This window comes from Marinifilum sp. RC60d5, from assembly GCF_052400665.1.
In the GTDB taxonomy this organism is placed as follows: domain Bacteria; phylum Bacteroidota; class Bacteroidia; order Bacteroidales; family Marinifilaceae; genus JBQTGK01.
This window is the reverse complement of the sequence record NZ_JBQTGK010000007.1, coordinates 1-25,406: the sequence shown is the minus strand read 5'-3', so window position 1 is coordinate 25,406 and position 25,406 is coordinate 1. Positions and strand designations below refer to the sequence as shown.

Here is a 25,406-nt window from a genome sequence, read left to right as displayed (position 1 = left end):
GCTCAGTTCTCATTTCGATAACAATCGGGACTAAAATCTAAAATCTTATAACATGTTACTATCAATACTTTGGGATATTGATCCGGAAATCTTTAACCTACCCATAAACTGGTGGATATTTGGGACCATTTCGGTTCGTTGGTATGGATTACTTTTTGCTCTTGGCTTTTTATTAGGCTATTATATTGTCGAAAAGATGTTTAAGAAAGAAGGTATTAAGCTGGAATGGCTTGATAAATTATTTCTTTACACCATGATTGCTACAGTTGTGGGGGCTCGCCTGGGGCATGTATTTTTCTATGGATGGGAATTCTATTCACAGCATCCAGGTGAAATATTAAAGGTTTGGCATGGAGGATTAGCTTCTCACGGAGCTGCGATAGGAATTATTATTGCTCTTTGGTTTTATTCTAAAAATGTAAGCAAAAAGTCAATTTTATGGATATTAGATTTTGTTGTTATTCCAGTTGCTTTAGCAGGTTGTTTTATTCGTTTAGGTAATCTTATGAATTCAGAAATTATTGGAACTCAAACAGGCTCATCCTGGGGATTCCAGTTTGTGAGAGCTTCCATTTTTGAACCAAATTCACCTCGCCATCCGGCACAGTTATATGAATCTATTTGTTACCTAATCTCTTTCGGTGTACTAATGTTTATGTATTGGAAAACGGATGCGAAAAAACGATCGGGCATGATTTTCGGTGCATTTTTAGTGATGATTTTTACAGCTCGTTTCTTTATTGAGTTTATCAAAGAAAATCAGGAAGCATTCGAAGAAGGTATGGCTTTAAACATGGGACAATGGCTAAGTATTCCATTTGTGCTTTTGGGAGCTTATTTACTAATTAAAAACCTAAAGAAAAAAATAGTATAAATCTCAATTTCGAGATCAAATAAAAAATCCGAACCAAACTGGTTCGGATTTTTTTGTCATTTCTTTATAAATTCAAAAGATATAATTTCAGCATAACCTAAGTTGCCTTTTATTATTCCAAGCCTAATACTATCGGAGTGCAATGAATTTTTTGTATGCTGATGGTGTATATTAATATTTTTAACAATAGAGTCTATTTTTAATGTTATTATAGGATGTAAAGTCTGATCTCCTTTTTTATGGTTATCAACTAATCTTACCTTTTTAATTTTATAAGATTTGAATTCAATATTATCTTGTTTATTTACAGAATTAATAAAGATTAGAGTATAAAGAAAAAGCACCCCAATCGTGAGGTTGTGAAAAAGGGACCAAATAAATCCCAAATGTTTTTTGAAAAAATTAAAGAAAGTGATTGAAATAATAAAACTTATTATTGGGATAAAAACTATTAGTTCATTGATTGAAATAACTAATGAATTATATCTGTAGTAAATTGGATAAATGCAGACTAATCCAAGCAAACTAATATTTTGATATTTTAAGCCATACTTCTCTCTAGGTTTTATGAGGTTTAAATTATCAATTAATTTAGAAAATTGTGTTTTATCATTCATTATTTTCAATTATGTCTAGTTAGCGCAAATTTCCAATTTATATATGAAAATCATAACCAATCATAAAAATCTGCGTCTAATTTTTAGTCATTAATCAACTCCATTTCAATTCCCATTTTCTTCATTAAAATAGGCGCATTAAAGGTTTTGCAGAATCCATGCTGAACTTTATAATCGAAATACAACTCATCACCATCAATTTTAATATCGAAAAATCGATTTTCGACCTTACCCGGTAATTCATCCTCTAAAACTGATAATTCCAAATCGTGAGTAGCAACCAAACCAACAGCATTTTGCTTTACCAATTGCTTAATTAATGCTCTCGATCCGGTATGCTTGTCTTTAGAGTTGGTTCCTCTCAATATCTCATCGAGTAAAAGTAGTGTGTTTTCCTGCTTATTTACTTTTTCAAGTACCTGTTGAATTCTTTTCAGTTCTGCATAGAACGAAGATTCATTGTCTTCTATGGAATCCTTAATACGCATGGAAGTATTAACCTCGACATTTGAAACCAGCATTTCTTTTGCGCAAACCGGAGCACCACTAAGAGCCAAAACAATATTCACACCAATGGTTCTTAAAAATGTACTTTTTCCGGCCATATTCGATCCGGTAACAATATGAATCACTCCAGGACCATTTAGTTCATAATCGTTATTTACACGAACATTTTCATCAATCATAGGGTGGCCCGCTTCTTTCATTGCCAACTTAAAGTGTTCATCTGTTACTTCAGGAAATACCCATTCGGGATGATTAAAGCTTAGATTGGCAAAGCTCGACAATGTTTCAATTTCTCCAATACTAGTAAACCAGTTTTCAATTTCATGACCATAATTTGTTTTCCATTTATCTATTCGGTACAACAAATGAAGATCATAGAAAAACAAAGCATTAAAAATAATTTGAACAAGCATATTGTGACGCTGATCGAGCATTTCGATTAATCGCGACAAGCGTCTTATTTTTTTTGAGGCACTTAAATCTTTGCTTTCCAGCTTTTTCTTGAGAGAGGATAGTTTTTTTGATTCCCAGGTTCGATTTTCAAATTCTTCGATAATAAAGGCATAAATCCTAAGCATGCTACCTTTATTAGAGGTGTTGCTATAAGCTTTGTCTACATTTTTATTGTTACGATAATGAATAGCAAAACTAAGAACAAAAAGAAGTAACAAGGGAATCGACGATCCTATAAAAGAATAAATAATAGCTGCAAAAGAAAAAAACGGGAGTATAGAAATTACCCTAAATAAGCCTTTGTTGTTATGAAATGGAGATGACATTTTACCCCAATCACTTACAAAATCAGGATTGTCATTTTTTAATTTTTTAGATAAACCGTATTGGATAATATTTTGGCGCCAGTCAATTTGTGTGCTTAATTCTTTTACAGCTTCCTGTCTTTCTTTAATAAGTTTATTCGCAGAGGGTTCATTTAAGCATTTTCCCAGACTATCGTTTCCACTTTTACTTACACAGCGATTAATTAACTGATATAAGGAATGAGAGCCATAAATATCAAGATCCGAGGCATAGGGATGATTTGCTTCTAAATATTCTTTTCCATTATAAAAAAGATCATTATGCCTAGTATTTAAACATGAAATTTCGTTGGCATTAATATCGGCCAGGAGATTCAATTTTTTTATTTTTTTATCGTTTTTACCGTATTTGCGCACAAAATAACTTAATGCACTAATAAGAAATACAGCTACAGATATAGCAGCCAACATAGAGTAGGGAAGAATAACATAGAACAAAACAAATGCAGCTACTGCGCTAAGTAAGCGAAATGCCGATAGCCTTTTATTGGTTTTTTGAAGAAGTGCTGTTTCTTTTCTGAATGCTTTTATGCGATTTTGGTAATAGTTCTGCTTCATATAATGCTTGTATTTTAAGAAACCAAAATTAGCAAAAACTATCTCTTGAAATTAAATATTTATGGAATTCTTAAAAATCATATTTAGTGCTTGGGTGCAGGTTTGTGCAGCGAATGGATTTGTTGCGCTGCAGGCATCTCTATTCGCTGGAGATTGCATATAAAAAAGGACGTAAAATAATGGATTGAACTTTTATTTTTTAGTTGTAGTTTTCTAAAAAAAATAGGAGATTCGCAATGCTGAATCTCCCATATAATCACTCGATTTAAAAGCGTTTTAACTATTCTCTAATTTGTCCATCTCCAGCAATAAGCCATTTGTAAGAGGTAAGTTCTTCCAGGGCCATCGGACCTCTGGCGTGTAACTTTTGGGTACTAATTCCAATTTCGGCACCTAAGCCAAATTGTGCTCCATCGGTAAATGCAGTTGAAGTATTACAATAAATAGCAGCAGCATCAACACTAGAATAAAAGGCATTTATATTGTCATTGTTTTCGCTAATTATTGCTTCGCTGTGTTTTGAACTGTACCGATAGATATGATCTAGTGCTTCCTGAAAATTATTTACTGTCTTAATGGCCATCTTATGGCTTAAAAATTCAGTTCCATACGATTCTGAATCGGCTTTGTACAGAAGAGAATTGGGATAAGTTTCCTGAATGGCTTTAAAAGAAGTATTATCGGCATAAATTACCACATTTTTTTCCTGTAATCGACCTACCAAAACCGATAAATCATTTAATCTATCCTTATGGATAATTAAACAATCTAAGGCATTACAAACACTTACCCTTCTTGTTTTTGCATTAAATATAATATTTGCACCTTTCTCTGTATCGCCATATTTATCGAAATAAGTATGAACAATTCCTGCTCCGGTTTCAATAACAGGAACTTTTGAATTTTCACGTACTGTATTTATTAAATTTTGCGATCCTCTTGGTATTAATACATCAACAAAGCCTTGTGCGTTCATTAATTCACTTGCAGCCTTCCTATCGGGAGCTAATAATTGAATAATTTCAGAATTAATATGTAGTTCTGATAAGGTATTTTTTATAATAGTAGTTATGGCTTTATTTGAATTTATGGCATCGCTACCACCTTTTAAAACACAAGCATTTCCCGATTTAAGACAAAGAGCAAAAACATCAATAGTTACATTAGGTCGGGCTTCGTAAATTACGCCTACAACTCCTAAGGCAACACTAACTTTTTTAATTGTAAGACCATTCTCCAATGTTCTTTCAGATAGAATTCGACCCAAAGGAGATGCTAGTTGAACTGTATTTTCAATATCCGAAGCAATCCCTTCAATTCTTTGCTGATTTAATAGAAGACGATCGTATTTCGGATCATCTTTACGCATAGTATCCAGGTCTTTTTGGTTAGCAGCTAAAATATCGGCCGAAGCATTTCTTATTGCTTGTGCAAGCGACAAAAGAATTTTATTAATGGTTTCTGCCGAAATTAAAGGCATGTTTCGTGCTGCTTCTTTTATTTTATAAAGTTGATCTATTGTTTTCATAGCTAATAAAGTAATTGTTTCGTTAAGGTTGGCAATTTTCACTAAATGAGTAACTAATGATTATAATTTAATCTTTAGTTTCATGTAAAAAAGCAGTATGTTTTATGATTACTGTTTGTTGCTGATTGCTGAATGTTTTTACTGTTTAAATGTAGCTGTTTTCAACAATTGGCCTTCAAATATTGAATTAATACAGAAACAAATAATCGTAATGAACCAGAGGTTTAGCACCACTTTTACCAATATGAATTTTTGCTTTTGTTTTATTGTAAGCAGTTTTTCCAAGTCCTACGACTTTCCCGTCCATATTTATTATTTTTACAATATCTCCTTTCTCAAAACTGCCTTTCATTTCTACAATTCCAATTGGAAGTAAACTATTGGCTCTATTCGAACATAAAGCCTCTTCAGCTCCCTCATTAATGGTGATTTTTGCCTTTTCAAATCCGTCGGAACTTGCCAGCCATTGTTTTACGGTAGAGGTTTTTTTGCTTGGAGTAAATTCGGTATGATCCACATTTACAGATGAGTCAACTAGCTTTAATACGATATTATCGATCCCTCCATTGGCTATATGAACACTAATTCCCGATTTTGCCACACGCCCCGCAATACTGCATTTTGTAAGCATACCACCACGTCCAAAATTCGATTTTTTTGTGCTTATGTATTGCTTTAATCGGTTTATGTCCCCATCAACAGTTTTCAGTAAAGTTGAATCTGGATTATCAGGATTACCTGTATAAATTCCATTGATATTACTCAGCAGAAACAAAGCTTCTGAATCTATCATAGAAGCAATTAAACCCGATAGTTCATCATTATCTGTAAACATTAAGGCAGTAACCGAAATAGCATCATTTTCATTGATAATAGGCAAAACACCATTATGCAGAAGCGATGTAAGACAGTTTTTCATGTTTAAATAATGCTCTCTTGTTCTAAAATCTTGTTTTGTGACCAATAATTGGGCGCATTCAATATCATATTCCTTTAAATAGGAGGAATACACATTCAGCAATTCAACCTGCCCAACCGACGACCAAATCTGTCGGGCCGTAACAGTATCAGTTTTATCGCACAGCTTAATTTTACTTTTACCAGCCGCAACTGCTCCCGATGAAACTAAAATGCACTGAATATTTTTTTTTCGAAGCTCCGATATCTGATAAACTATATTTTTAATTCTTTCCTTGTTTAGCTCTCCGTTTTCTTTGGTTAAAACATTAGAGCCTATTTTAATGCAAATTCTTTTCATTTTATTTATGAGTATAGTAATTCTAATGTACGCAATGCATACACTGTAAAACAGTAATGTAAATGGTGTAAATTATCTTTAAATAAATAGCTAAGGCCGATGTACTTAAAGATGTAACGTAAGTTGTATGAGAATTAAAATACCCTAACGGGACGAGATGATAAAGTAAATGAAATTGGGGCATAAAGGTGGCAGAAGAAGCTATTATTACTGTCTTCCGAATAGTCTTTTGCTTGATCGATAAGATTACACATTTCTTTCATAGTACTAAAGCTTGCAGATGTAATTTCCCCCTTATCTAAAGCCCAAATATACATAAATTTTCCTACCAATATTTATTACTTCTTGATATAGCGTAACTTAACTCTGTGTTGAAAACCTTTTCGGTGATTAAATTAGCCATTGTAAAAACATGATAAATATCATGTAATCAACAATATTGAGACGAATTTAGAGTTCAAATAAATAAAAAAGATATTTTTTTTATTTAAATTAATTCTATCTCTAGTTGTAGCAATTTTAATAGAATTAAGCTTTTTTAATATTTCCAATGCAACATTTAATCATAGACCTTTTCTATATTTGTATGTAAATATAAAATTGAATTAAATTATGAGTACAAATCCTTTATTAGAAGATTTTACGACACCATACGAATCTGTTCCTTTCGATAAAATTGAATTGGAGCATTATATGCCTGCTTTTAAAGAAAGCATAGAAAAGGCAAGAAAAGAGATTGATAATATTGCAAGTAATTCTATAACACCTGGTTTTTCGAATACAATTGAAGCACTAGAATACTCAGGACATCAACTGGATCGTGTTGCTTCTGTGTTTTTTAATTTAAATCACTCACATACCAATGATGATATGCAGGCTTTGGCTCGTGAGGTTTCTCCAATGCTAACAGAGTTTTCGAACGATATTATTATGAATGAGAAACTATTCGCAAGAGTGAAATTGGTTTACGAAAACAAGGCAAAATTTCGTTTGAATGTTGAGCAGGAAAAATTATTAACCGATCGCTATAAGTCTTTCGTGAGATCGGGAGCCGATTTGGATGAAGAAAAAAAAGCAAAAATAAGAGAGATCTCCAAAGAACTTTCGAAACTTACTCTTCAGTTTGGAGAAAATGTTTTGGCGGCTACCAATAATTTTGAATTGCATTTAAGCGATAAAAAGGATGTTGCCGGCTTACCCGATGGTATTTTAGAGGCTGCATCGGCCTTAGCAAAGGAGAAAGAGAAGGATGGATGGCTTTTTAACCTTCAATTTCCTAGCTATGTTCCCTTTATGCAATATGCCGATAATCGCGAATTAAGGGAAAAAATGTTCAGAGCCTATTCTTCGCGTTGTTTTAATGATAAATTCGATAACCAAAAAGTGATTCATCGTATTATTGAGTTGCGCCTGGCAAAAGTTAAACTTTTGGGATATGAAAGTTATGCTGATTTTGTTCTGGAGGAAAGAATGGCCAAATCGGCAGATAAAGTTTTGAGTTTTTTGAACGAACTTTTAGATGCTTCGATGCCCAGAGCAAAAGAAGAATTTAAAGAACTGCAAGATTATGCAAAATCATTGGGTGCAGACTTTGAATTACAAAGATGGGATTGGGCGTACTATGCTGAAAAATTAAAAACAGAAAAGTACGATATAAACGATGAAATTACTCGTCCATATTTCGAATTGGAGCGTGTGAAGAAAGGAATTTTCGATTTAGCAGGAAAACTTTACGGCCTTCAATTTAAATTGAATGCAGATATTCCTAAATACCATAAAGAGGTAGATGTTTATGAAGTATTTGATTCAAAAGGTGAATTTGTTTCTTTATTTTATGCCGATTTTCACCCTCGTAGCACAAAACAAGGGGGTGCATGGATGACTTCATTTACTGATCAGTACATGATAGGTGAAGAGGATTTTCGTCCGCATATTTCTATTGTGTGTAATTTTACGCGTCCTACCGCAACAAAACCGTCTTTACTTACCTTTAACGAAGTAACCACCTTTTTGCACGAATTTGGTCATGCATTGCACGGAATGCTGTCGAAATGTACATACAGTGCTTTATCGGGAACCAATGTTTATCGCGATTTTGTTGAATTGCCGTCGCAGTTTATGGAGAATTTTGCTTTCCGTAAAGAGTGGTTAGATGAAGTAGCAGAACACTATGAAACAGGTGAAAAAATTCCATCTGAATTGGTTCAGAAAATTATCGATAGTGCAAATTTCCTTAGCGGATATTCCTTTGTTCGCCAAATAAGCTTTGGTTTAAATGATATGTCGTGGCACAGTGTAAAAGAGCCAATTATAGAAGATGTTTCTGCTTTTGAAAATAAAGCAATGGCATCAACAGAGTTATTTTCTCCGATTAAAGAAAGCTGTATGAGCACTTCCTTCTCACATATTTTTGCTGGAGGATATGCCGCAGGATATTATGGCTATAAATGGGCCGAAGTACTCGATGCCGATGCGTTTGAAGCTTTTAAGGAAAATGGAATTTACGATAAGGCCACTGCCAATTCGTTTAGAAAAAATATCCTTGAAAAAGGAGGTAGCGAACATCCTATGGATTTATATTTAAAATTCAGAGGAAAAGAACCATCAATCGATCCTCTTTTGAAGCGTAGCGGTTTAAAATAAATTGAAGATCTACTTTAAAAAGAATAGTACTATCGTTGTCTCAAGTGGGGCAGCGATTTTTTTTTACCCTCCATTTTTATTTATATATTCTCCCTGCCTAATAGAGGATTTTCCTTTGCGATATAAATCAGGATATTATTCATTTTTCTATCAGCAGAGATGATATTTAACTATCTTTTATATTACTTTGATACCTTTTAGAAAATAATGTCGCCTTTTCATAAAAATGTAGATCTTTTCAGAAACTAGTTATCCTTTTTAAGTAATTTACATTCTTTTTCGAAAAGCTAATTAAACTATTAAAAAGACAGTAGATATCAATACACGATAAAGAGTAAATAAAAAATGTAATTTTTATTTTAACAGGATACGGAAATTTTGAAATTTATGCTGTATTTATATCAATGCTCTCTATAAAATGGCTTATGTGCGGGCTTAAAATACGTAGGAATATTATTTTTAGCGAAGGATTTGCTTCTTTGTGCGATGCTCGGCATTTTTCTTCAAATAATAGGCTATCATGTATCCGCGCAAGCGTTTTTTATTGTCACGAAATACAAATTTTCCTGCATCGCGAATTTCATCGATACACAGCTTAAGGTAGGTGTAGGTTTTATCACGAAATCGCTTATTTTCTTTTATATTCCAATTGTTTGCATGACACTTACCTGCTAATATTCCTAATCGATTTGATAAGTCTGATGCTTTAGTGAGCAATTGAAAATCGAAAGATATTTTTTCCAGTAAATCTTTATTAGCATCTCCTAATACCCTCAAATTAGACAGTGTTTGAATGAGGGAAGCATGACTATTTGCTTTTTTATTTCGTTTTAATGTTTTGGATAATTTCTCATCGTTTCGGAATGCATATGTAAAATAATGAAGCAGTTCTCTGTAAAGATCTTTTCCAGTTTGTAGTTCCTTTTTCCAGTTTTTATCTAGCTCCGATTGAGTTTCTTTGGAATGAATCCAGCAGGTTTGCACCTTTCGGCAAATGTCAATTCTAACAATTAATTCGTCGATATGTTGCTGCCTAATGCCCACTCTGGCGAGTTCGTTTAAATCGTCTTTTGTCCAGAGTACGAGGTTTTCGGCGTCCTGCAGATAGGTGCTAACGGGGATGGTGGGCTCGATGATGTTTTCTGTTGTAATGGATTTTATTTCGAGTAAAGAATTTTCAGGAATAGTAAGTTCTGCTATATTCATGCTAAGGTAAGTTTGGTAATTGATAGATTAAATTTAGCAGAATCTTACTATAATTTATCATTTAGGCTGATCAAAATTTTAGCTTATGAAAGAATGAAAGGTGAAATTTTAATGGGATTTCTATTGTTTTTGCTGTTAAAAAAAAGCTACCAATTGGGATTGGTAGCTTCTATAATTAATTGCTGTTTGCTATTATTTCACAAAGTTGGTCATTATTTTTTTCTCTATTTCAGGAGCTTTCACCTTGTTTTTTCCATTTTCCATTAATTCCAGCAGGTAAGCCATGTTTTTACCCAAAACTCTCATAATTTGAACGCCTTCTTTATCTTCATGAACCTGTCCCGGGAACAAACCATGAATCACATTCCAGTAGTTCGAAGTTGGAATCATCATTTCGGAATAGGTCAGGTAGTTGTTCATTTCGTTAAAGGCAGGTAATCCTCCCGAACGACGAACTGCTGCAACAGAGGCACCTACTTTGTGGCGGAACAAATTTCCATTGGCTCCGGCAACATAAAATGCGCGATCGAGGAATGATTTAAGACTTGCGCTCAAGGATGCGTAATGAACCGGAGAACCCAAAAGAATTCCATCGGCTTCTTTCATTTTCTGAATCCATTCGTTCACATTATCGTTTTTAATGATGCATTTTTCATCTTTATTTTTAAAACACATGTTGCAGCCGGTACATGCTTTCACATTTTTAATGCCAACATTTACAATTTCTGTCTCAATTCCTTTAGCTTCCAACTGTTCACATACCAATTGTAAAGCATGGTAAGTATTTCCTTCTTTCTTAGGGCTTCCGTTAAATGCGACGACTTTCATTTGTTTTTTATTTTAAGTTATGTTTTTCTGTTTTGGATTTTTCGGGAGAACTTACCATATAATCATTTTCCTGTGTGTAGAAAGCTTTGTACATGGACGTTTCATATAATAATAATTTGTTTTTTAGTTGCTATATGGAACTTTCAAATTACACTCATTCTCTTGTTTGTAATGCTTTTTACAGGCTTGTTTCATATTTTGAGTTTTATTGTTTTAATCATTTTTGATTTATAAGAAATAGAAAAGTTCTCACCAATCTAGCTCACAAAAATAATCAGTAAGCAAATGCAATTGTTTTAATAATTTGTTAATAGAATAAATCTATTTTAGGCTAATGATTTTGGTATTTTTACGGGTAAAGATAATTGATCCGAATTATTTATTCGTGCAAGATTTTAAACTTAAGTGCAGCATTCTAATATTTTTATTTTACATTTGCAATTATATAAACTAGGGGTGCCTAACTTTAAGGCTGAGATTATACCCTTTACCTGATCAGGATAATGCCTGCGTAGGAAAGTAAAGACAAGTCTACTTTATTTAGAGTAGGATAGCCCCTGTTTATTAATAGTATTTACTTAATAAACAATAAAATGGAGCAAATTGTATCTGCAGGAATCGTTGATTCCTATTTTAAAAAACTCAAAGAAAATTTATCGGTTGATGTGGCAATAGTTGGAGGGGGTCCTTCCGGATTGGTTGCGTCTTATTATCTCGCAAAGAAAGGTTTTAAAGTTTCTTTGTACGAAAGTAAATTGGCTCCAGGTGGAGGCATGTGGGGTGGTGCTATGATGTTTAATGAAATTATTGTGCAAAAAGATGCCTTACACATTCTTGATGAGTTGAACATTTCGTATGCAAATTATCAAGGAGATTATTATACCATTGATTCGGTACATGCAACTTCGGCATTAATTTATCATGCTACACAGGCGGGTGTGAAAATGTTCAATTGTTCTTCTATCGAAGATGTTGTTTTTCAAAATAATAAAGTATGTGGAGTAGTTTTGAACTGGTCTCCTGTTCGTAGAGAAGGATTACATGTTGATCCTTTGGTGATTATGGCAAAAGCTGTGGTAGATGGAACGGGTCATGAATGTGATATTGTAAGCACACTAGAACGTAAAAACGATGTAAAGCTGAATACGAAAACAGGTAAGGTAATGGGGGAATATTCATTATCGATTGATGAAGCGGAGAGAACTACAGTAGAAAATACCAAAGAAGTATATCCAGGTTTGTATGTGTCGGGAATGGCATCGAATGGTGTGAGTGGTGGATTTCGAATGGGACCAATTTTTGGAGGAATGCTTTTGTCAGGTGAAAAATTGGCTGATTTAATTGCTGAAAATTTAAGGAAATAAGATGGAAGACTTTGGTTTATACATTATTATTACAAATCCACAATCTACTTATCGACATATTGCAGAATCTTGTGTTGAAAACGGTGTTAAGATGTTGCAATTGCGAGAAAAAGACTTATCTGACAAGGAATTAATTAGGATTGGAAAAGAGATTAGAGGCATTACCAAGGGAAGTGAAACTAGTTTTGTGATGAATGATCGTCCTGATATTGCCGCCATTTGTGATGCTGATTTCTTACACCTCGGGCAAGATGATGTGTCGATGGAGGATGCTCGAAAGATTGTTGGAGATATGAAGATTGGCTTATCTACTCATTCCATTTTGCAAGTTAAGGAAGCTTTGGCTCAAAAGCCAGATTACATTGGTTTTGGTCCTATTTACCCAACTACTACAAAAGCGAAACCTGACAAAACTGTTGGTGTTGAACAATTAAAGCAAGTATTGGATTTAGCGACTGTTCCAGTGGTTGCCATTGGAGGAATTTTTCCTGAAAATATAGATGATATTTTAAATGCGGGAGCTAAAAATATTGCTATGGTTCGGCATTTTATGCAAACCGATCAGTTCGATCAAAGAATTCAAGACGTTACGAATTTACTAAACAAGAAATAATGACTACACAAATACAAAAAGCTAAAGAAGGCTTTATTACACCCGAAATGAATGCGGTTGCTCAGCAAGAGAAAGTTGATGTTAAATGGTTACGAAACGAGATTGCTTCAGGACGAATTGTTATTCCTAAAAATATAAATCATGATTTTCCGGTTAAGGCAATTGGGAATGGTTTACGAACCAAGGTAAATGCGAACATGGGAACCTCTGAAAAACATTGTTTTTTCAAAGAGGAATTGGAAAAAATGGATGTTGCCATTGCCAATGGAGCTGATGCGATAATGGATTTATCAACAGGTGGCGATTTGCATATTATTCTTCAACGAATACTTCAGAAGTCATCTGTAATGGTTGGTACTGTACCTATCTACGGAGTTGCCACACGCTTATTGGCTGAAGGGAAAGAAATTTCAGAACTCGATCCAGAAGATTTGTTTCGAGAGATTGAAATTCAGGCAAAAATGGGTGTTGATTTTATGACTTTACATTGTGGTGTAACCAATGTTTCTCTTTCGTTTTTGGAGAATGAAAATAGGGTTTGTGGAATTGTGAGTCGTGGAGGAGCTTTGTTAAAACGATGGATGAAGGAGAACAAGAAAGAAAATCCATTGTATGAGCAGTACGATCGAGTATTGGATATCTGTAAACAATATGATGTGACCATTAGTTTAGGAGATGGTTTGCGTCCTGGTGCTGGTGCCGATGCAACAGATCGTGCTCAAGTGGCTGAATTGTTGGTTTTAGGTGAATTGGTCGATCGTGCCAGAGAAAAAGGCGTTCAGATTATGGTAGAAGGTCCAGGACATATGCCTTTGGATCAGATTGAAGCCAATATGAAATTGATGAAAAGACTTTGTGGTGAAGCACCATTTTATGTTTTAGGGCCCTTGGTTACCGATGCCGCACCAGGATACGATCATATTGTAGGAGCAATTGGGGGAACTGTTGCAGCCATTCACGGAGCCGATTTTTTGTGTTACGTAACGCCTGCCGAACATTTGTGTTTGCCCAATGTACAAGATGTAAAAGAAGGTGTAATCGCTAGTCGAATTGCTGCACATTCTGCCGATTTAGTGAATAATGTAGCAGGTGTCCGTCAGCAAGATTTTACCATTTCGAAGGCACGTTACGATCTTGATTGGGAGACAATGTTTCAGAATAGTATCGATCCGGAATTGGCCAGAAAGCGAAAAATGGATTCGGAAAGTAGCGAAGAGGATCATTGCACGATGTGTGGTAATCTGTGCGCTGTGAAAAACGATAAAAACATGTAGAAATGGACTAATTTTTAACAATTGCAGCTTCGGATAGTTGTGGAGGAGCAGGTATGCAACAGGATTGTAAAGTTGCACACGATTTGGGCTATTGGGCACTTTCGGCGCTTACGGGAATTACGTCTATTTTTTAAAGCACCGTCAGGGATAAAAAAAATCGCTGACGGGCTTAGTAGATATGAATGTTGTTTATGAATTAGAGGGAGAGCCTAAGTTTCAATAAAAAGGATTCTCCGCGGCGAGCCTTGTGGGTTCTATTATTCTCTTTTCTTTATTCCAATCACCGAATTGAGGGAGATGAATATATTGTTGAAATTGATGAATATTAGAAAGAAATTGATACCGATAAAGTCTACTTTGAGGATTTTAGAAAAGTGATAAATGCAGCATCAGACTTTAATTAGGCGGTTTTAATTTTAGAGAAAAACTAAATGCCCAAATCACATCGATTTGGGCATTTATCATTGCAAATGAGTTTGACTATTCACCTTCAATTTCAGCAATAATTGCCAAAGCATGATCGCGAAGAGGTTTGTATTTGTAATACCATATAATAAAGCCAATAATTAATGCAAGAGTAAAAAAAGCACCTAAAAAGATGTGAAAAGTCACCATGTCAATTTCATTGATGGAGTTTATAGATAAGCCGATATCTAGTAATACAATTGCAAGAATTGCCCAAATTGCTTTAGGTCGAATGGGTTGATATCTGGCGGCTGCTTTTTTCAACATTAGAAGAGTGGGTAATGAATAATCGGCATTTTTATATTCATTTTGATATTGTCCTAAAATAATGAGGAAAACGATGAATGAGCTTATAATTGTTAGTCCTGCAATTAGGTTCATTATGTCTTTTGTATCAAGATAAATAACAATTGTCATGATCACATACATTGGAATTAAGGCCCAATAAATAGCTTTAAGAACTTTGCATAAATTGGCGTAATTGTTATCCTCTTTTTTGAGTTTACTCATTAAATGATCTAAATTGATTTTTTCGCTGTTATCTTTATTTACGTTCATGAGTACCTCCTGTCAGTTTAGTTTTTAATTGTGTCTTAATTCTGTGTATTTTAACCTTTACATTGGGTTCGTTTATACCAATTACATCTGCAATTTCACGCATACTTAAACCTTCAAGCATTAGGGATATTAAGGCCTTATCGATTACCGACAGCATATTTAATTCGTTTTGGAGTAGATTGAACTGGCTTTCTTCTTTTTGTTTGATATCCAATTCTTCATCATCAACAATAGAATTTAAATTTTGCGTATCGCTATGTACAATCAGTTTCATTTCTCTGTAGCTTTTGCCGGTAAAGCTCAGCGATGTGTTAACAGCTATACGATAAACCCATGTACTAATTGCCGATTTTCCTTTGAATTGATCCAAACTTTTCCAGATATTAACCAGTACTTCCTGATACATATCTTTTTGATCTTCGGCATTCGAATTATAGTAACGGCATATTCGCTGTATGCGCTCGCTATTATCCGATAGAATTTGATTAAATAGCTCTTCTTTTTTCAATGTGTGTAAATTTGATTCTTTATCTATTTAGTAAGAGAGGAGTGTAATTGGTTACACTTTTTTTTGATATTTTTTATTTATAATATTTCAAAACCATTATAAGTTTCAAATTTCCAGATCTCAATTATCTTACTAACAGGCATTTCGTAAGGTTTATAGCTCCGGTTTGTCGATACCAGTAAAAAAGATTTATTTTTCTCAAGCTGTTTGTATACTACTTTAAATACAATACCATCATCTTGTGTAACAATAATGCATGGAGTTCCATCCTTAATATTTTCCCAGTTTTGAATATAAGAGGCGGTAACCCACGATCCTTCAGAAATTGGTAACATAGAGTCTCCCTGAATTTGAAATGTGCGATAACTTTTATCTTTAGGTAAAAATGGGAGCGTGAATTTTGGTAGGGATTCGATAAAATCCAAATCGCCATAGCTATTGGTATAGCCGGCCTGAGCTTTTAGGGGAACCATTTCTATATTTTCTTCTCCATCCTGATTTACTGATATGGTAAGCAAGCGTAATTTTTTACCAGTTACATCAATATCAAATCCATTTTCTATCTGCGAAAGCTGAAATTCCGATAATTCCTGCAATTTATACCTTAGTAAGGCATCAATAGAAACGCCAAAGTATTCAGCAAATTTAATTAGCACTTTAAAAGGAGGCTGAACACTTTTTTCATATCCTGCTAAAGTGGTTCTGGTAATTCCCAATTGCTCAGATAAATCGGCCTGTGATTTCTTTCTTCTCTTGCGAAGAAACTTGATATTTTCTGCAAAAAACATAGCTACTTTTTTTCAAAGATAGGAAAGAAAGACTAAATTATAGACAAAATAATGACGAAATTATCGACAATTAATGAGAAGAACGATAGTACACATGGATTTGGACACTTTTTTTGTGTCGTGTGAGAGATTGTTAGACAGAAGGTTGAACAATCGTCCGGTATTAATTGGAGGAACATCCGACAGGGGAGTTGTAGCTGCTTGTTCTTACGAGGCTCGTGTTTACGGTGTGCATTCTGCCATGCCAATGAAAATGGCTCGAATGCTTTGTCCCGAGGCGGTAGTAATTAGAGGAGAAAGCAGAACTTACAGTAAGTTTTCAAATGATGTGACGGAAATTATTAAAGAATACTCGCCTTTATTCGAAAAATCATCTATCGATGAGTTTTACATTGACATAAGTGGAATGGATCGTTTTGTACAGGAAAGTTATTTGTGGTCGAAAGAATTGCGAGAAAAAATTCTAAAAGAAACTCATTTGCCTATTTCTTTTGGATTGTCGACCAGCAAAACAGTTTCAAAAGTAGGGACAGGAGAAGCAAAGCCAAATAATCATATCAATATTGAAAGTGGAAATGAAATTCCGTTTTTGGCTCCGCTTTCCATTAAAAAAATCCCTATGGTTGGCGATAAAACTTACCACAAATTGCGAAGTATGGGGATTGAAAAAGTGAGAACTGTGCAGGAAATGCCCATGGAGTTAATGGAGCGCGTGTTGGGAAAAAATGGGCAGGTAATTTGGAAGAAGGCACAGGGAATTGATAATACTCCTGTTGTTGGTTGGAGTGAGAAGAAATCGATCTCTACCGAGCGCACTTTCGAGAAAGATACCACCGATATGGTAAAATTACGAAGCATGTTGATAGCTATGGCCGAAAATTTGGCTTATCAGCTTCGGAATAGCAACAAACTAACTGCCTGTGTGACGCTTAAGATTCGTTACTCCGATTTTCAGACCTATTCTAAACAAAAGCGAATTCCATACACATCGCTCGATCACACCCTAATCGCTATAGTGCTCGACTTGTTTGATAAAATATATGAACGTAGAGTGCTGATTCGTTTAATTGGTGTTCGCTTTAGTAATTTGGTGGGGGGAACTTATCAAATTCGTCTGTTCGAAGATTCTGAGAAGCTCATAAAATTATATCAGAAAATGGATTATTTGCGAAATAGATATGGGAAAAATGCAGTAAAAAGAGCCATAGGAATGGATGTGAAAACCATTGGCGGAATGAATTCTTTTAACGGACAAGCGCCGAATTTAATTGGTAATGAATAATTTTTTCATTGTATGTTATTAAATTGTCACTCCTATTATAGTTTTAAGTACGGAGCACTTTCGGTTGAAGAGGTTTTGAAGGAGACCCATACCGGAGGATATACGCGTGTTGCATTAACAGATATAAATAATACAGCAGTAAGCCTCGATTTTGTGAGGCAGGCTAAAAAAATATCTATGCAACCCATTGTTGGTGCAGACATAAGAAATGGAGTAAAACAACAATATGTACTGCTAGCAAAAAATGCCGGGGGATTTCAAGAAATAAATGAGTTTTTAACAGTTCATTTACATGGGAATAAGAAGTTTTGTGATAAAGCTCCCTTATTCAGGAATGTTTTTGTGATTTATCCTTTTCAAAATAAACAGCGTGAATTAAAAGCTTACGAATTCATTGGAATAAGCCCAAAAGATTTACTCTATCTGCCTTTTTCACAATGGAAAAATAATTTCGATCAGCTGGTAATTCTACAAACTGCAAGCTTTCGCAATAAGAAAGATTATAATATTCATCGCCTATTAAGAGCTATTGATAAAAACAGCTTACTAAGTAAACTAGCCAAAGACGAACAAGCCAGTTTCGATGATCAGTACATAAGTAAATCCAATTTATTGGAACTGTATAAAGAATATCCCGAGCTAATAATGAATACTGAAAATTTACTGGCAAACTGCAGTATAGATTTCGAATTTAAAACCAATAAAAACAAAAAGGTTTTTAAAAAATCGAAGGATGAAGATTTTGAATTTCTAAAACAGATCGCTTTTGAAGGTTTATCGTATCGATACAAAACAATAACCAAGGAAATTATAGAACGCTTAAATAAAGAGCTAAAAGTAATTCGACAGTTAGATTTTTGTTCCTACTTTTTAATTAACTGGAATTTGGTTTGCTATGCTCAAAGTAAAGGATACTATCATGTTGGACGAGGAAGCGGAGCCAATAGTCTCGTAGCTTACTTATTAAGAATCACTAATGTTGACCCTATTGATTTGGATCTTTACTTTGAGCGTTTCATAAATCCATTTCGAACATCTCCTCCCGATTTTGATATCGATTTTTCATGGACCGATCGCAATGATGTAACTCGTTATTTGTTCGACAAATATGGTTGGGATCATGTAGCATTATTAGGAACCTTTATTACTTTTAGCCACAAATCGGCTTTTCGGGAAATTGGCAAAGTATTCGGTTTACCCGATGAAGAAATTGTGCGTTTGCAAAAAAATCCAAATCCGGCGCAAGCCGACGAGTATGGTAAATGGGTAATTCGCTACAGTAATTATATTTCCGATTTTCCGAGTCATTCCAGCATACATTCCAGTGGTATTTTAATATCGGATGAACCAATTAGCAACTATACGGCCACCGAACTATTGCCCAAAGGTTTTCCTTCTACTCAATTCGACATGTACATTGCCGAAGATTTGGGCTTGCACAAATTCGATATTCTAAGTCAGCGTGGTTTGGGAAAAATCAAGGATACTTTGGGAATAATCAAACAAAATTATGGAATTGAGATTGATATTAACAATACCAATTTATTTATGGAGGATTTGCGTGTAAAACAGATGCTAAAAAAAGGACAGGCAATTGGATGTTTTTACGTTGAATCGCCAGCCATGCGTATGCTTTTAACTAAGCTAAAAGCCGAAGATTATAAGCGTTTAGTGGCGGCTAGTTCTATTATTCGTCCGGGAGTAGCCAAAAGTGGAATGATGCGAGAATATATTATTCGATTTCAGAATAAAGACAAAAGAGAGAAGGCAAAACGGGAATTACCAGCCTTATATGAAATTCTGGAAGAAACTTATGGTGTAATGGTTTATCAGGAAGATGTTATTAAGGTAGCTCATTATTTTGCAGGATTATCGCTCGACGAAGCTGATGTTTTGCGTCGGGGAATGTCCTGGAAATTTAAACAGAGAAATGAATTTGCTAAGGTAAAAGATAAATTCTTTTCTAATTGCAAGTCCAAAGGTTATGCCGATCTTGTTGTACATGATATTTGGCGACAAATAGAAAGTTTTGCCAATTATGCTTTTGCCAAAGGGCATTCGGCCAGCTATGCGGTAGAAAGTTTTCAGGCTCTTTATTTAAAAGCTTATTATCCCTTAGAGTATATGGTAGCAACATTAAATAATGGCGGAGGATTTTATTCTACTCAATTGTACCTGCACGAAGCTGCTATGCATGGAGCAAACCTGGAAACAATATGTGTAAACAAAAGCTTTTTGAAGCATACTATTAAAGAAAAAACCATTTGGCTGGGATTTTTCTTGCTAAGAGATTTAGAAAAAGAAAGAGCAAGAGATTTAATCGAGGAAAGGGAAAAAAATGGGAAATATAAAAGCTTACGCGATTTTGTGAAACGTTTTCCAATTGGATTGGAGCAGTTAATTATTCTAATTAGAGTGGGAGCTTTTCGTTTTACCGGAAAAGGGAAAAAAGAATTATTGTGGGATGCTCACCTTATATTAGGACATACAGAAAAGAGTAAACCGGAAAAAACATTATTTCAAACCGAGGTAAAAGAATTCAAATTACCTCAATTGTGGAAGCATAAGCTTGAAAATGCATTCGACGAATTAGAATTGCTGGGAGTATCAATACAATCGCCTTTCGAATTGGTAAAAGAACAATTACCTTCCGATTTAAAAGCTTGTCACTTGCCCAGATTAGTAAATCGTTACATACGTATTGTTGCCTATTTAATTCATCGTAAACCTACACGAGCCAGTAATGGTACTCTCATGTATTTTGGTACCTGGATAGATTTAGATGGACATTGGATAGATACAGTTCATTTTTCGCAAAAAGCAAAAGAATATCCTTTTCGTGGTCCGGGTTGCTATACCATAGAAGGTAAAGTAGTAGAAGAGTATGGTTTTTTAAGCATAGAGGTGAGTAAAATGTTACGCATGGCAAATATTAGTATTGATGATTTGGTGGAAAAATGAGTATTTTTCGATTTTACTATACATAAGTATAGTAATAACTTTAAATAGAATAATGATATAGTTAGATAAGAATCAGTACAAGAATTAAAATTTACATTCACATAAGTGAAAAATTGACGTCTTTTTTTAGTGGTTTTTGTGAAAAGCTAAAAAAAAATAATTTTAAAATACATAACAATCAGATTTAGTGATAGTAAGCCGGAAGTGAAAAATTACCAAAAAGCTTGCATATAATTGGGGCGAATTTATTTTTGTCGGCGAATTTAACACACTTAAACTAACACTAAAAAAATGGCTTTTATTACTAAAGAAAAGTTCTTGTCAAATGAGTGGCTAAGCGCTTATGCATATCTAATTCTTGGAAGTATTATTTTTGCAGTATCCGACATTTTATTTGTTGTTCCTTACAAATTAGCTCCAGGTGGAGTATATGGTATCGCAACAGTTTTAAACACATTATTTAACTGGAAAATTAGTTACTGTACCTTTGCCATGGAAGTTCCTTTGGTAATTATAGGAACTATAATTTTGGGACCCAGATTTGGAATTAAAACAGTTTTAAGTATTGCCATAATTCTGATTACGGTTTGGATAATGGAAACTTATGTTGTTCCCGGTTATCCAAAAGTAATTCTCGATCCTATGCTTAATACAGTTGTTGCAGGTGTTTTTTATGGAATTGCAATTGGAATGATATTTAAATCGAGAGCAACTTCGGGAGGTTCAGATATTATTGCAATGATTTTTGCAAAATATACGAAATTATCATTGGGTAAGTTGGTAATGATTGTGGATGGTATAATTGTCCTTTTTACTTTAGTACAACCAACCGAAACAGGTGCAATTGGATGGGAATTTGTAATTTATTCGTTAATTATTATTTATATCGAAGGTAAGATTATCGATATGGTTGTAAGTGGAGCAAACTATCACAAAACGGTTATGATAGTATCAGATCACTACGAAATCATTGCTGATAAAATTAAATATGACCTTAGAAGAGGGGTAACTATACTAAGCGGAATGGGATCTTATTCCGGAGAAGAGAAAAAAATGCTTTACTCAGTAATGAGTAGAAGAGAACTGGAAATTCTTAAATTACATGTTAAAGTTATTGATCCTGATGCATTTGTTAATGTAACAGAGGCAAATGAAATTATTGGTAAAGGATTTAAATCCTTAAATGAAGAAATCGAATAAAAATATTTTATCAGATAAATGAAAAATCTCTCCAAATAACAGAGAGATTTTTTTATTTTTGCACGAGTAAGACTGAATGCGTTAGAGAGAATTCAATAAGAAAATTTATTGTTTGTAATGATATGAACTTCTAAAACCGATCTTTCATTGGTTTTATGGAGGCTTAAGGATTTTCTCCAGTCTGAAAATATATCTGCAAAAAAATGTAATATAATTTGATTTTTAAGAAAATTATTACGTATTTTGCGACCTGTTTGAAAAGCGTTTAAGGAAAAAAATAATCTGGACTATGTCAAGAGTTTGTCAAATTACTGGAAAGAGCGTAATGGTTGGGAACAATGTTTCTCACTCAAAAAGAAGAACCAAGAGAAGATTCTATCCAAATCTTTTTGTAAAGAAGTTCTATCTTCCTGAAGAGGATCGCTGGATTGAATTGAAAATTTCTGCTGCAGGAGTTCGTCTAATTAATAAATTAGGTGTAAAAGGTGCACTAGATAAAGCTCAAGAAAAAGGATTTATTAAAAATTATTAAAAAAGGCATAGAAAATGGCTAAAAAAGGTAATAGAGTGCAAGTAATTCTTGAGTGCACTGAGCATAAAGAAAGCGGTATGCCAGGAACTTCAAGATACATCACTACTAAAAATAAAAAGAATACTCCAGATCGTATGGAGTTGAAGAAGTATAATCCTATTTTGAAGAAAGTAACCCTTCACAGAGAAATTAAATAATTTGAGATATGGCTAAGAAAGTAGTAGCATCCCTACAAAAAGGTGAAGGCCGTGGTTACGCTAAAGTAATCAAAATGGTTAAATCATCTAAAACTGGTTCATACTCTTTTAAAGAAGAGATTGTTCCTAACGAGAACGTAAAGGATTTTTTTGCTAAGAAGTAAAAAAGTTCATATAATACTGAGTTTAAAAAGCTTCCTGTTTTTCAGGAAGCTTTTTTTTTATTGTTTAAATTAAAACTTTTAATCTTTTGTTTTAAATCATTTATTGTTAATTGTTTGTGTGTTCCTTTTTTTGTAATTTAGCAGCCTAAAATTTAAGTAGAATGGGATTATTTGGAAGTTTTTCGAAATCGAAAAAGGAAAATCTTAATAAAGGATTGGCTAAAACAAAGGAAAGTGTATTTAAAAAGCTTTCCAGAGCTGTAGTTGGTAAATCTACCGTTGATGATGATGTGCTTGATGAATTAGAAGAAATCCTAATTTCTTCTGATGTTGGTGTAGATACAACTGTTAAGATTATTGAACGAATAGAAGAAAGAGTTGCTGAAGATAAATTCTTAGGGACTTCGGAATTAAATAGAATTTTAAAAGAAGAAATTGCCGGATTACTCGAAGAAAATAATAAAGGAGCTTACGAAGCTTTTCAACTTCCTCAATCAGATCATCCGTTTGTAATAATGGTTGTGGGAGTTAATGGAGTGGGTAAAACCACAACTATTGGGAAGCTGGCTCATCAGTTTAAAAAAGCAGGAAAAAAGGTAATGCTTGGAGCTGCCGACACATTTCGTGCTGCAGCAGTTGATCAATTAATTATTTGGTCGGAGCGAGTAGGTGTTCCTATTGTAAATCAGGGAATGGGAGCTGATCCTGCATCGGTGGCATTCGAAACTCTTACCAAAGCTAAAGAAGCCGGATCTGATGTTGTGATTATCGATACAGCAGGAAGATTACATAACAAAATTAATTTAATGAATGAGCTTAGTAAAATTAAGCGTGTAATGGACCGTGTAATTCCTGAAGCACCTCATGAAATTTTATTGGTTCTAGATGGCTCGACAGGTCAAAATGCTTTTGAGCAAGCAAAACAATTTACCAAAGCGACAGAAGTAAATGCTCTTGCCATAACTAAACTTGATGGAACAGCAAAAGGTGGTGTTGTAATTGGAGTTTCCGATCAATTTAAAATTCCAGTTAAATATATTGGTATTGGTGAAGCTATGGAAGATTTACAAGTTTTTAATCGTACGGAATTTGTAGATTCCTTATTTAACTAAAGAAAAATATCAAAAATAATATTAGTAAGGCTGTCGTTAAAGACAGCCTTTTGCATTGAAATTTATTTAATCTAAATACTTAAGTGTATAAAAGAGTTTTTTGTCTTATTTTTGTCAAAAATTTAATAAAGAAAATCAATATATGAATCAGAATAAGATCAATATCATAAGTCTTGGATGTTCGAAGAATTTAGTTGATACAGAAGTGTTAATGAAACAATTGGATGCAAATCAGTTTCAGGTAACCTGTGAAGAGGAGAATAGTGATGCTAAAACCATAATTATTAATACTTGTGGTTTTATTGGTGATGCCAAAGAAGAATCAGTTGATACCATTTTGCAATATGTTGAAGCAAAAAAAGATGGACGTATTGATAAGTTGTTTGTAATGGGCTGTTTATCGGAAAGATACAGGGATCAATTAGAACGTGAAATTCCAGAAGTCGATCATTATTTTGGTAAATTTGATTGGAAGGCAATTGTTGGAGAATTGCATAAAGAATACAAGCCAGACTTCAAAAATTTGAGAATGGTAACAACTCCTAAACATTTTGCTTACTTAAAAATATCTGAGGGCTGCAATAGGTCTTGTTCTTATTGTGCAATACCTATTATTACTGGAAAACACATTTCCCGACCAATGGAAGATATTCTTGCAGAAGCCAAAAGTTTGGTTGAAGGTGGAGTAAAAGAATTATTGGTTATTGCCCAGGATCTTTCTTACTATGGTTATGATTTATATGATGAATTAAAACTGGCCGAATTAGTCCAGGCTTTATCTGAAATTGAAGGTCTGGAATGGATTAAATTACATTATGCATATCCAACTCAATTTCCTTATGGCATACTAAAAGTGATGCGTGAGAATCCTAAAGTTTGTCGTTATCTGGATATTGCTTTGCAACATTCAAGCGACAATGTTTTAAAATTGATGCGTAGAGGTATCAACCGTGCTAAAACAACAGAGTTAATAAATAGAATTAGAGAAGAGGTTCCTGGTATTACCCTTAGAACCACAATGTTGGTTGGACACCCTGGTGAAACCAGAGAGGATATGGAAGATCTTAAGAATTTCGTTCAGGAAATGAAATTTGAACGTTTGGGTGTATTTCCTTATTCGAACGAAGAAGATACTTATGCTGCCATTAATTATGAGGATAATATTCCACAGGAAGAAAAGGAAAGAAGAAAAGAGGAAATAATGCTCATTCAGCAAGATATTAGTTTAGAAGCAAATAAAAAGAGAATCGGTCAGGAGCTTAAAGTACTTATTGATCGTCAAGAAGGAGATTACTACTATGGCAGAACCGAATTCGATTCCTATGAAGTCGATCCTGAAGTTTTAATTCTGAAAGAAAATAGCATATTAAAAATAGGTGAGTTTTATAATGTGAAAATTAATGATTGTGAAGATTATGACCTGTTTGGAACTGTAATCTAAAAAATCAGGTATTCTTCCGAAAATTTAATAAAGAGTAGTATCCCATAAAGTGTGTAAGTAAAGTTATTCTGATTTTTTCGGAGCCTTTTTCTAGCTCAAGAAAAAAATTG

22 protein-coding genes and 1 riboswitch are annotated in these 25,406 nt (G+C 34.0%); of the genes, 13 read left to right on the top strand and 9 right to left on the bottom strand.

From position 1 onward, the window contains the following. Positions 1-52 precede the first annotated feature (52 nt). On the top strand, positions 53-874 hold the full coding sequence (lgt, locus tag ACT3CE_RS14375; RefSeq protein WP_444710463.1) for a prolipoprotein diacylglyceryl transferase: 822 nt from the start codon (positions 53-55) through the stop codon (positions 872-874). Positions 875-930: 56 nt separating this feature from the next. On the opposite strand, the gene ACT3CE_RS14370 is transcribed toward lgt, so the two are convergent. From ACT3CE_RS14370 to proB, 4 genes are all read right to left on the bottom strand, one after another. Further along, positions 931-1,491 carry a hypothetical protein gene (locus ACT3CE_RS14370; protein WP_444710462.1) on the bottom strand — a complete coding sequence of 187 codons (561 nt, stop codon included), beginning with the start codon at positions 1,489-1,491 and terminating at the stop codon, positions 931-933. Positions 1,492-1,574: 83 nt separating this feature from the next. Then, positions 1,575-3,374: a MutS-related protein gene (locus ACT3CE_RS14365; protein WP_444710461.1), complete on the bottom strand. Its 1,800-nt coding sequence runs from the start codon at positions 3,372-3,374 to the stop codon at positions 1,575-1,577. A gap of 280 nt (positions 3,375-3,654) precedes the next feature. Then, positions 3,655-4,902: a glutamate-5-semialdehyde dehydrogenase gene (locus tag ACT3CE_RS14360; protein WP_444710460.1), complete on the bottom strand. Its 1,248-nt coding sequence runs from the start codon at positions 4,900-4,902 to the stop codon at positions 3,655-3,657. Positions 4,903-5,089: 187 nt separating this feature from the next. Then, positions 5,090-6,160 carry a glutamate 5-kinase gene (gene proB, locus ACT3CE_RS14355; RefSeq protein ID WP_444710459.1) on the bottom strand — a complete coding sequence of 357 codons (1,071 nt, stop codon included), beginning with the start codon at positions 6,158-6,160 and terminating at the stop codon, positions 5,090-5,092. 612 nt (positions 6,161-6,772) lie between these two features. On the opposite strand from proB, the gene ACT3CE_RS14350 reads away from it, so the two are divergent. Then, positions 6,773-8,803, top strand: coding sequence for a M3 family metallopeptidase (locus ACT3CE_RS14350; RefSeq protein ID WP_444710458.1), 2,031 nt, complete (start codon positions 6,773-6,775; stop codon positions 8,801-8,803). A 459-nt stretch (positions 8,804-9,262) separates the two neighbouring features. Here ACT3CE_RS14350 and ACT3CE_RS14345 read toward each other — a convergent pair whose 3' ends face one another. Continuing rightward, on the bottom strand, positions 9,263-10,009 hold the full coding sequence (locus ACT3CE_RS14345) for a hypothetical protein (RefSeq protein ID WP_444710457.1): 747 nt from the start codon (positions 10,007-10,009) through the stop codon (positions 9,263-9,265). Between the two features lie 192 nt (positions 10,010-10,201). Then, positions 10,202-10,837, bottom strand: coding sequence for a flavodoxin family protein (locus ACT3CE_RS14340; protein WP_444710456.1), 636 nt, complete (start codon positions 10,835-10,837; stop codon positions 10,202-10,204). A 442-nt stretch (positions 10,838-11,279) separates the two neighbouring features. After that, positions 11,280-11,372: riboswitch (TPP riboswitch) on the top strand. Between the two features lie 58 nt (positions 11,373-11,430). Here ACT3CE_RS14340 and ACT3CE_RS14335 point away from each other — a divergent pair. The 3 genes from ACT3CE_RS14335 to thiC are packed head-to-tail and all read left to right on the top strand — an operon-like array spanning position 11,431 to position 14,088. Next, positions 11,431-12,201, top strand: a complete 771-nt coding sequence (locus ACT3CE_RS14335; RefSeq protein ID WP_444710455.1) for a sulfide-dependent adenosine diphosphate thiazole synthase — start codon at positions 11,431-11,433, stop codon at positions 12,199-12,201. Between the two features lies 1 nt (position 12,202). Beyond that, positions 12,203-12,814 (top strand): thiamine phosphate synthase, encoded by a 612-nt coding sequence (gene thiE, locus ACT3CE_RS14330; protein ID WP_444710454.1) that lies wholly within the window; start codon positions 12,203-12,205, stop codon positions 12,812-12,814. Continuing rightward, positions 12,814-14,088 carry a phosphomethylpyrimidine synthase ThiC gene (gene thiC / locus ACT3CE_RS14325; RefSeq protein ID WP_444710453.1) on the top strand — a complete coding sequence of 425 codons (1,275 nt, stop codon included), beginning with the start codon at positions 12,814-12,816 and terminating at the stop codon, positions 14,086-14,088. The genes thiE and thiC overlap by 1 nt, the downstream gene beginning before the upstream one ends. A gap of 480 nt (positions 14,089-14,568) precedes the next feature. Here thiC and ACT3CE_RS14320 read toward each other — a convergent pair whose 3' ends face one another. The 3 genes from ACT3CE_RS14320 to ACT3CE_RS14310 all read right to left on the bottom strand — a co-directional run bounded on the left by ACT3CE_RS14320 (position 14,569) and on the right by ACT3CE_RS14310 (position 16,407). Beyond that, positions 14,569-15,111, bottom strand: a complete 543-nt coding sequence (locus ACT3CE_RS14320; protein ID WP_444710452.1) for a hypothetical protein — start codon at positions 15,109-15,111, stop codon at positions 14,569-14,571. Beyond that, positions 15,098-15,619, bottom strand: coding sequence for an RNA polymerase sigma factor (locus tag ACT3CE_RS14315; protein WP_444710451.1), 522 nt, complete (start codon positions 15,617-15,619; stop codon positions 15,098-15,100). The genes ACT3CE_RS14320 and ACT3CE_RS14315 overlap by 14 nt, the downstream gene beginning before the upstream one ends. 77 nt (positions 15,620-15,696) lie before the next feature. Then, entirely contained in the window at positions 15,697-16,407 is a 711-nt protein-coding gene (locus ACT3CE_RS14310) for an XRE family transcriptional regulator (RefSeq protein ID WP_444710450.1), read from the bottom strand. A 73-nt stretch (positions 16,408-16,480) separates the two neighbouring features. Between ACT3CE_RS14310 and dinB the strand changes: the two genes are divergently transcribed. From dinB to rimO, 8 genes are all read left to right on the top strand, one after another. Next, on the top strand, positions 16,481-17,689 hold the full coding sequence (gene dinB / locus ACT3CE_RS14305) for a DNA polymerase IV (RefSeq protein ID WP_444710449.1): 1,209 nt from the start codon (positions 16,481-16,483) through the stop codon (positions 17,687-17,689). A 12-nt stretch (positions 17,690-17,701) separates the two neighbouring features. Continuing rightward, positions 17,702-20,650, top strand: coding sequence for a DNA polymerase III subunit alpha (locus tag ACT3CE_RS14300; protein WP_444710448.1), 2,949 nt, complete (start codon positions 17,702-17,704; stop codon positions 20,648-20,650). A 291-nt stretch (positions 20,651-20,941) separates the two neighbouring features. Then, on the top strand, positions 20,942-21,850 hold the full coding sequence (locus ACT3CE_RS14295) for a YitT family protein (protein ID WP_444710447.1): 909 nt from the start codon (positions 20,942-20,944) through the stop codon (positions 21,848-21,850). Positions 21,851-22,139: 289 nt separating this feature from the next. Then, positions 22,140-22,382, top strand: a complete 243-nt coding sequence (gene rpmB, locus ACT3CE_RS14290; RefSeq protein ID WP_444710446.1) for a 50S ribosomal protein L28 — start codon at positions 22,140-22,142, stop codon at positions 22,380-22,382. A 14-nt stretch (positions 22,383-22,396) separates the two neighbouring features. Then, positions 22,397-22,579, top strand: a complete 183-nt coding sequence (gene rpmG / locus ACT3CE_RS14285) for a 50S ribosomal protein L33 (protein WP_054721833.1) — start codon at positions 22,397-22,399, stop codon at positions 22,577-22,579. A gap of 8 nt (positions 22,580-22,587) precedes the next feature. After that, entirely contained in the window at positions 22,588-22,743 is a 156-nt protein-coding gene (locus ACT3CE_RS14280) for a DUF4295 domain-containing protein (RefSeq protein WP_444710445.1), read from the top strand. 161 nt (positions 22,744-22,904) lie between these two features. Then, positions 22,905-23,855 (top strand): signal recognition particle-docking protein FtsY, encoded by a 951-nt coding sequence (ftsY, locus tag ACT3CE_RS14275; protein ID WP_444710444.1) that lies wholly within the window; start codon positions 22,905-22,907, stop codon positions 23,853-23,855. Between the two features lie 142 nt (positions 23,856-23,997). Beyond that, entirely contained in the window at positions 23,998-25,296 is a 1,299-nt protein-coding gene (rimO, locus tag ACT3CE_RS14270; protein ID WP_444710443.1) for a 30S ribosomal protein S12 methylthiotransferase RimO, read from the top strand. Positions 25,297-25,406: the final 110 nt, after the last annotated feature.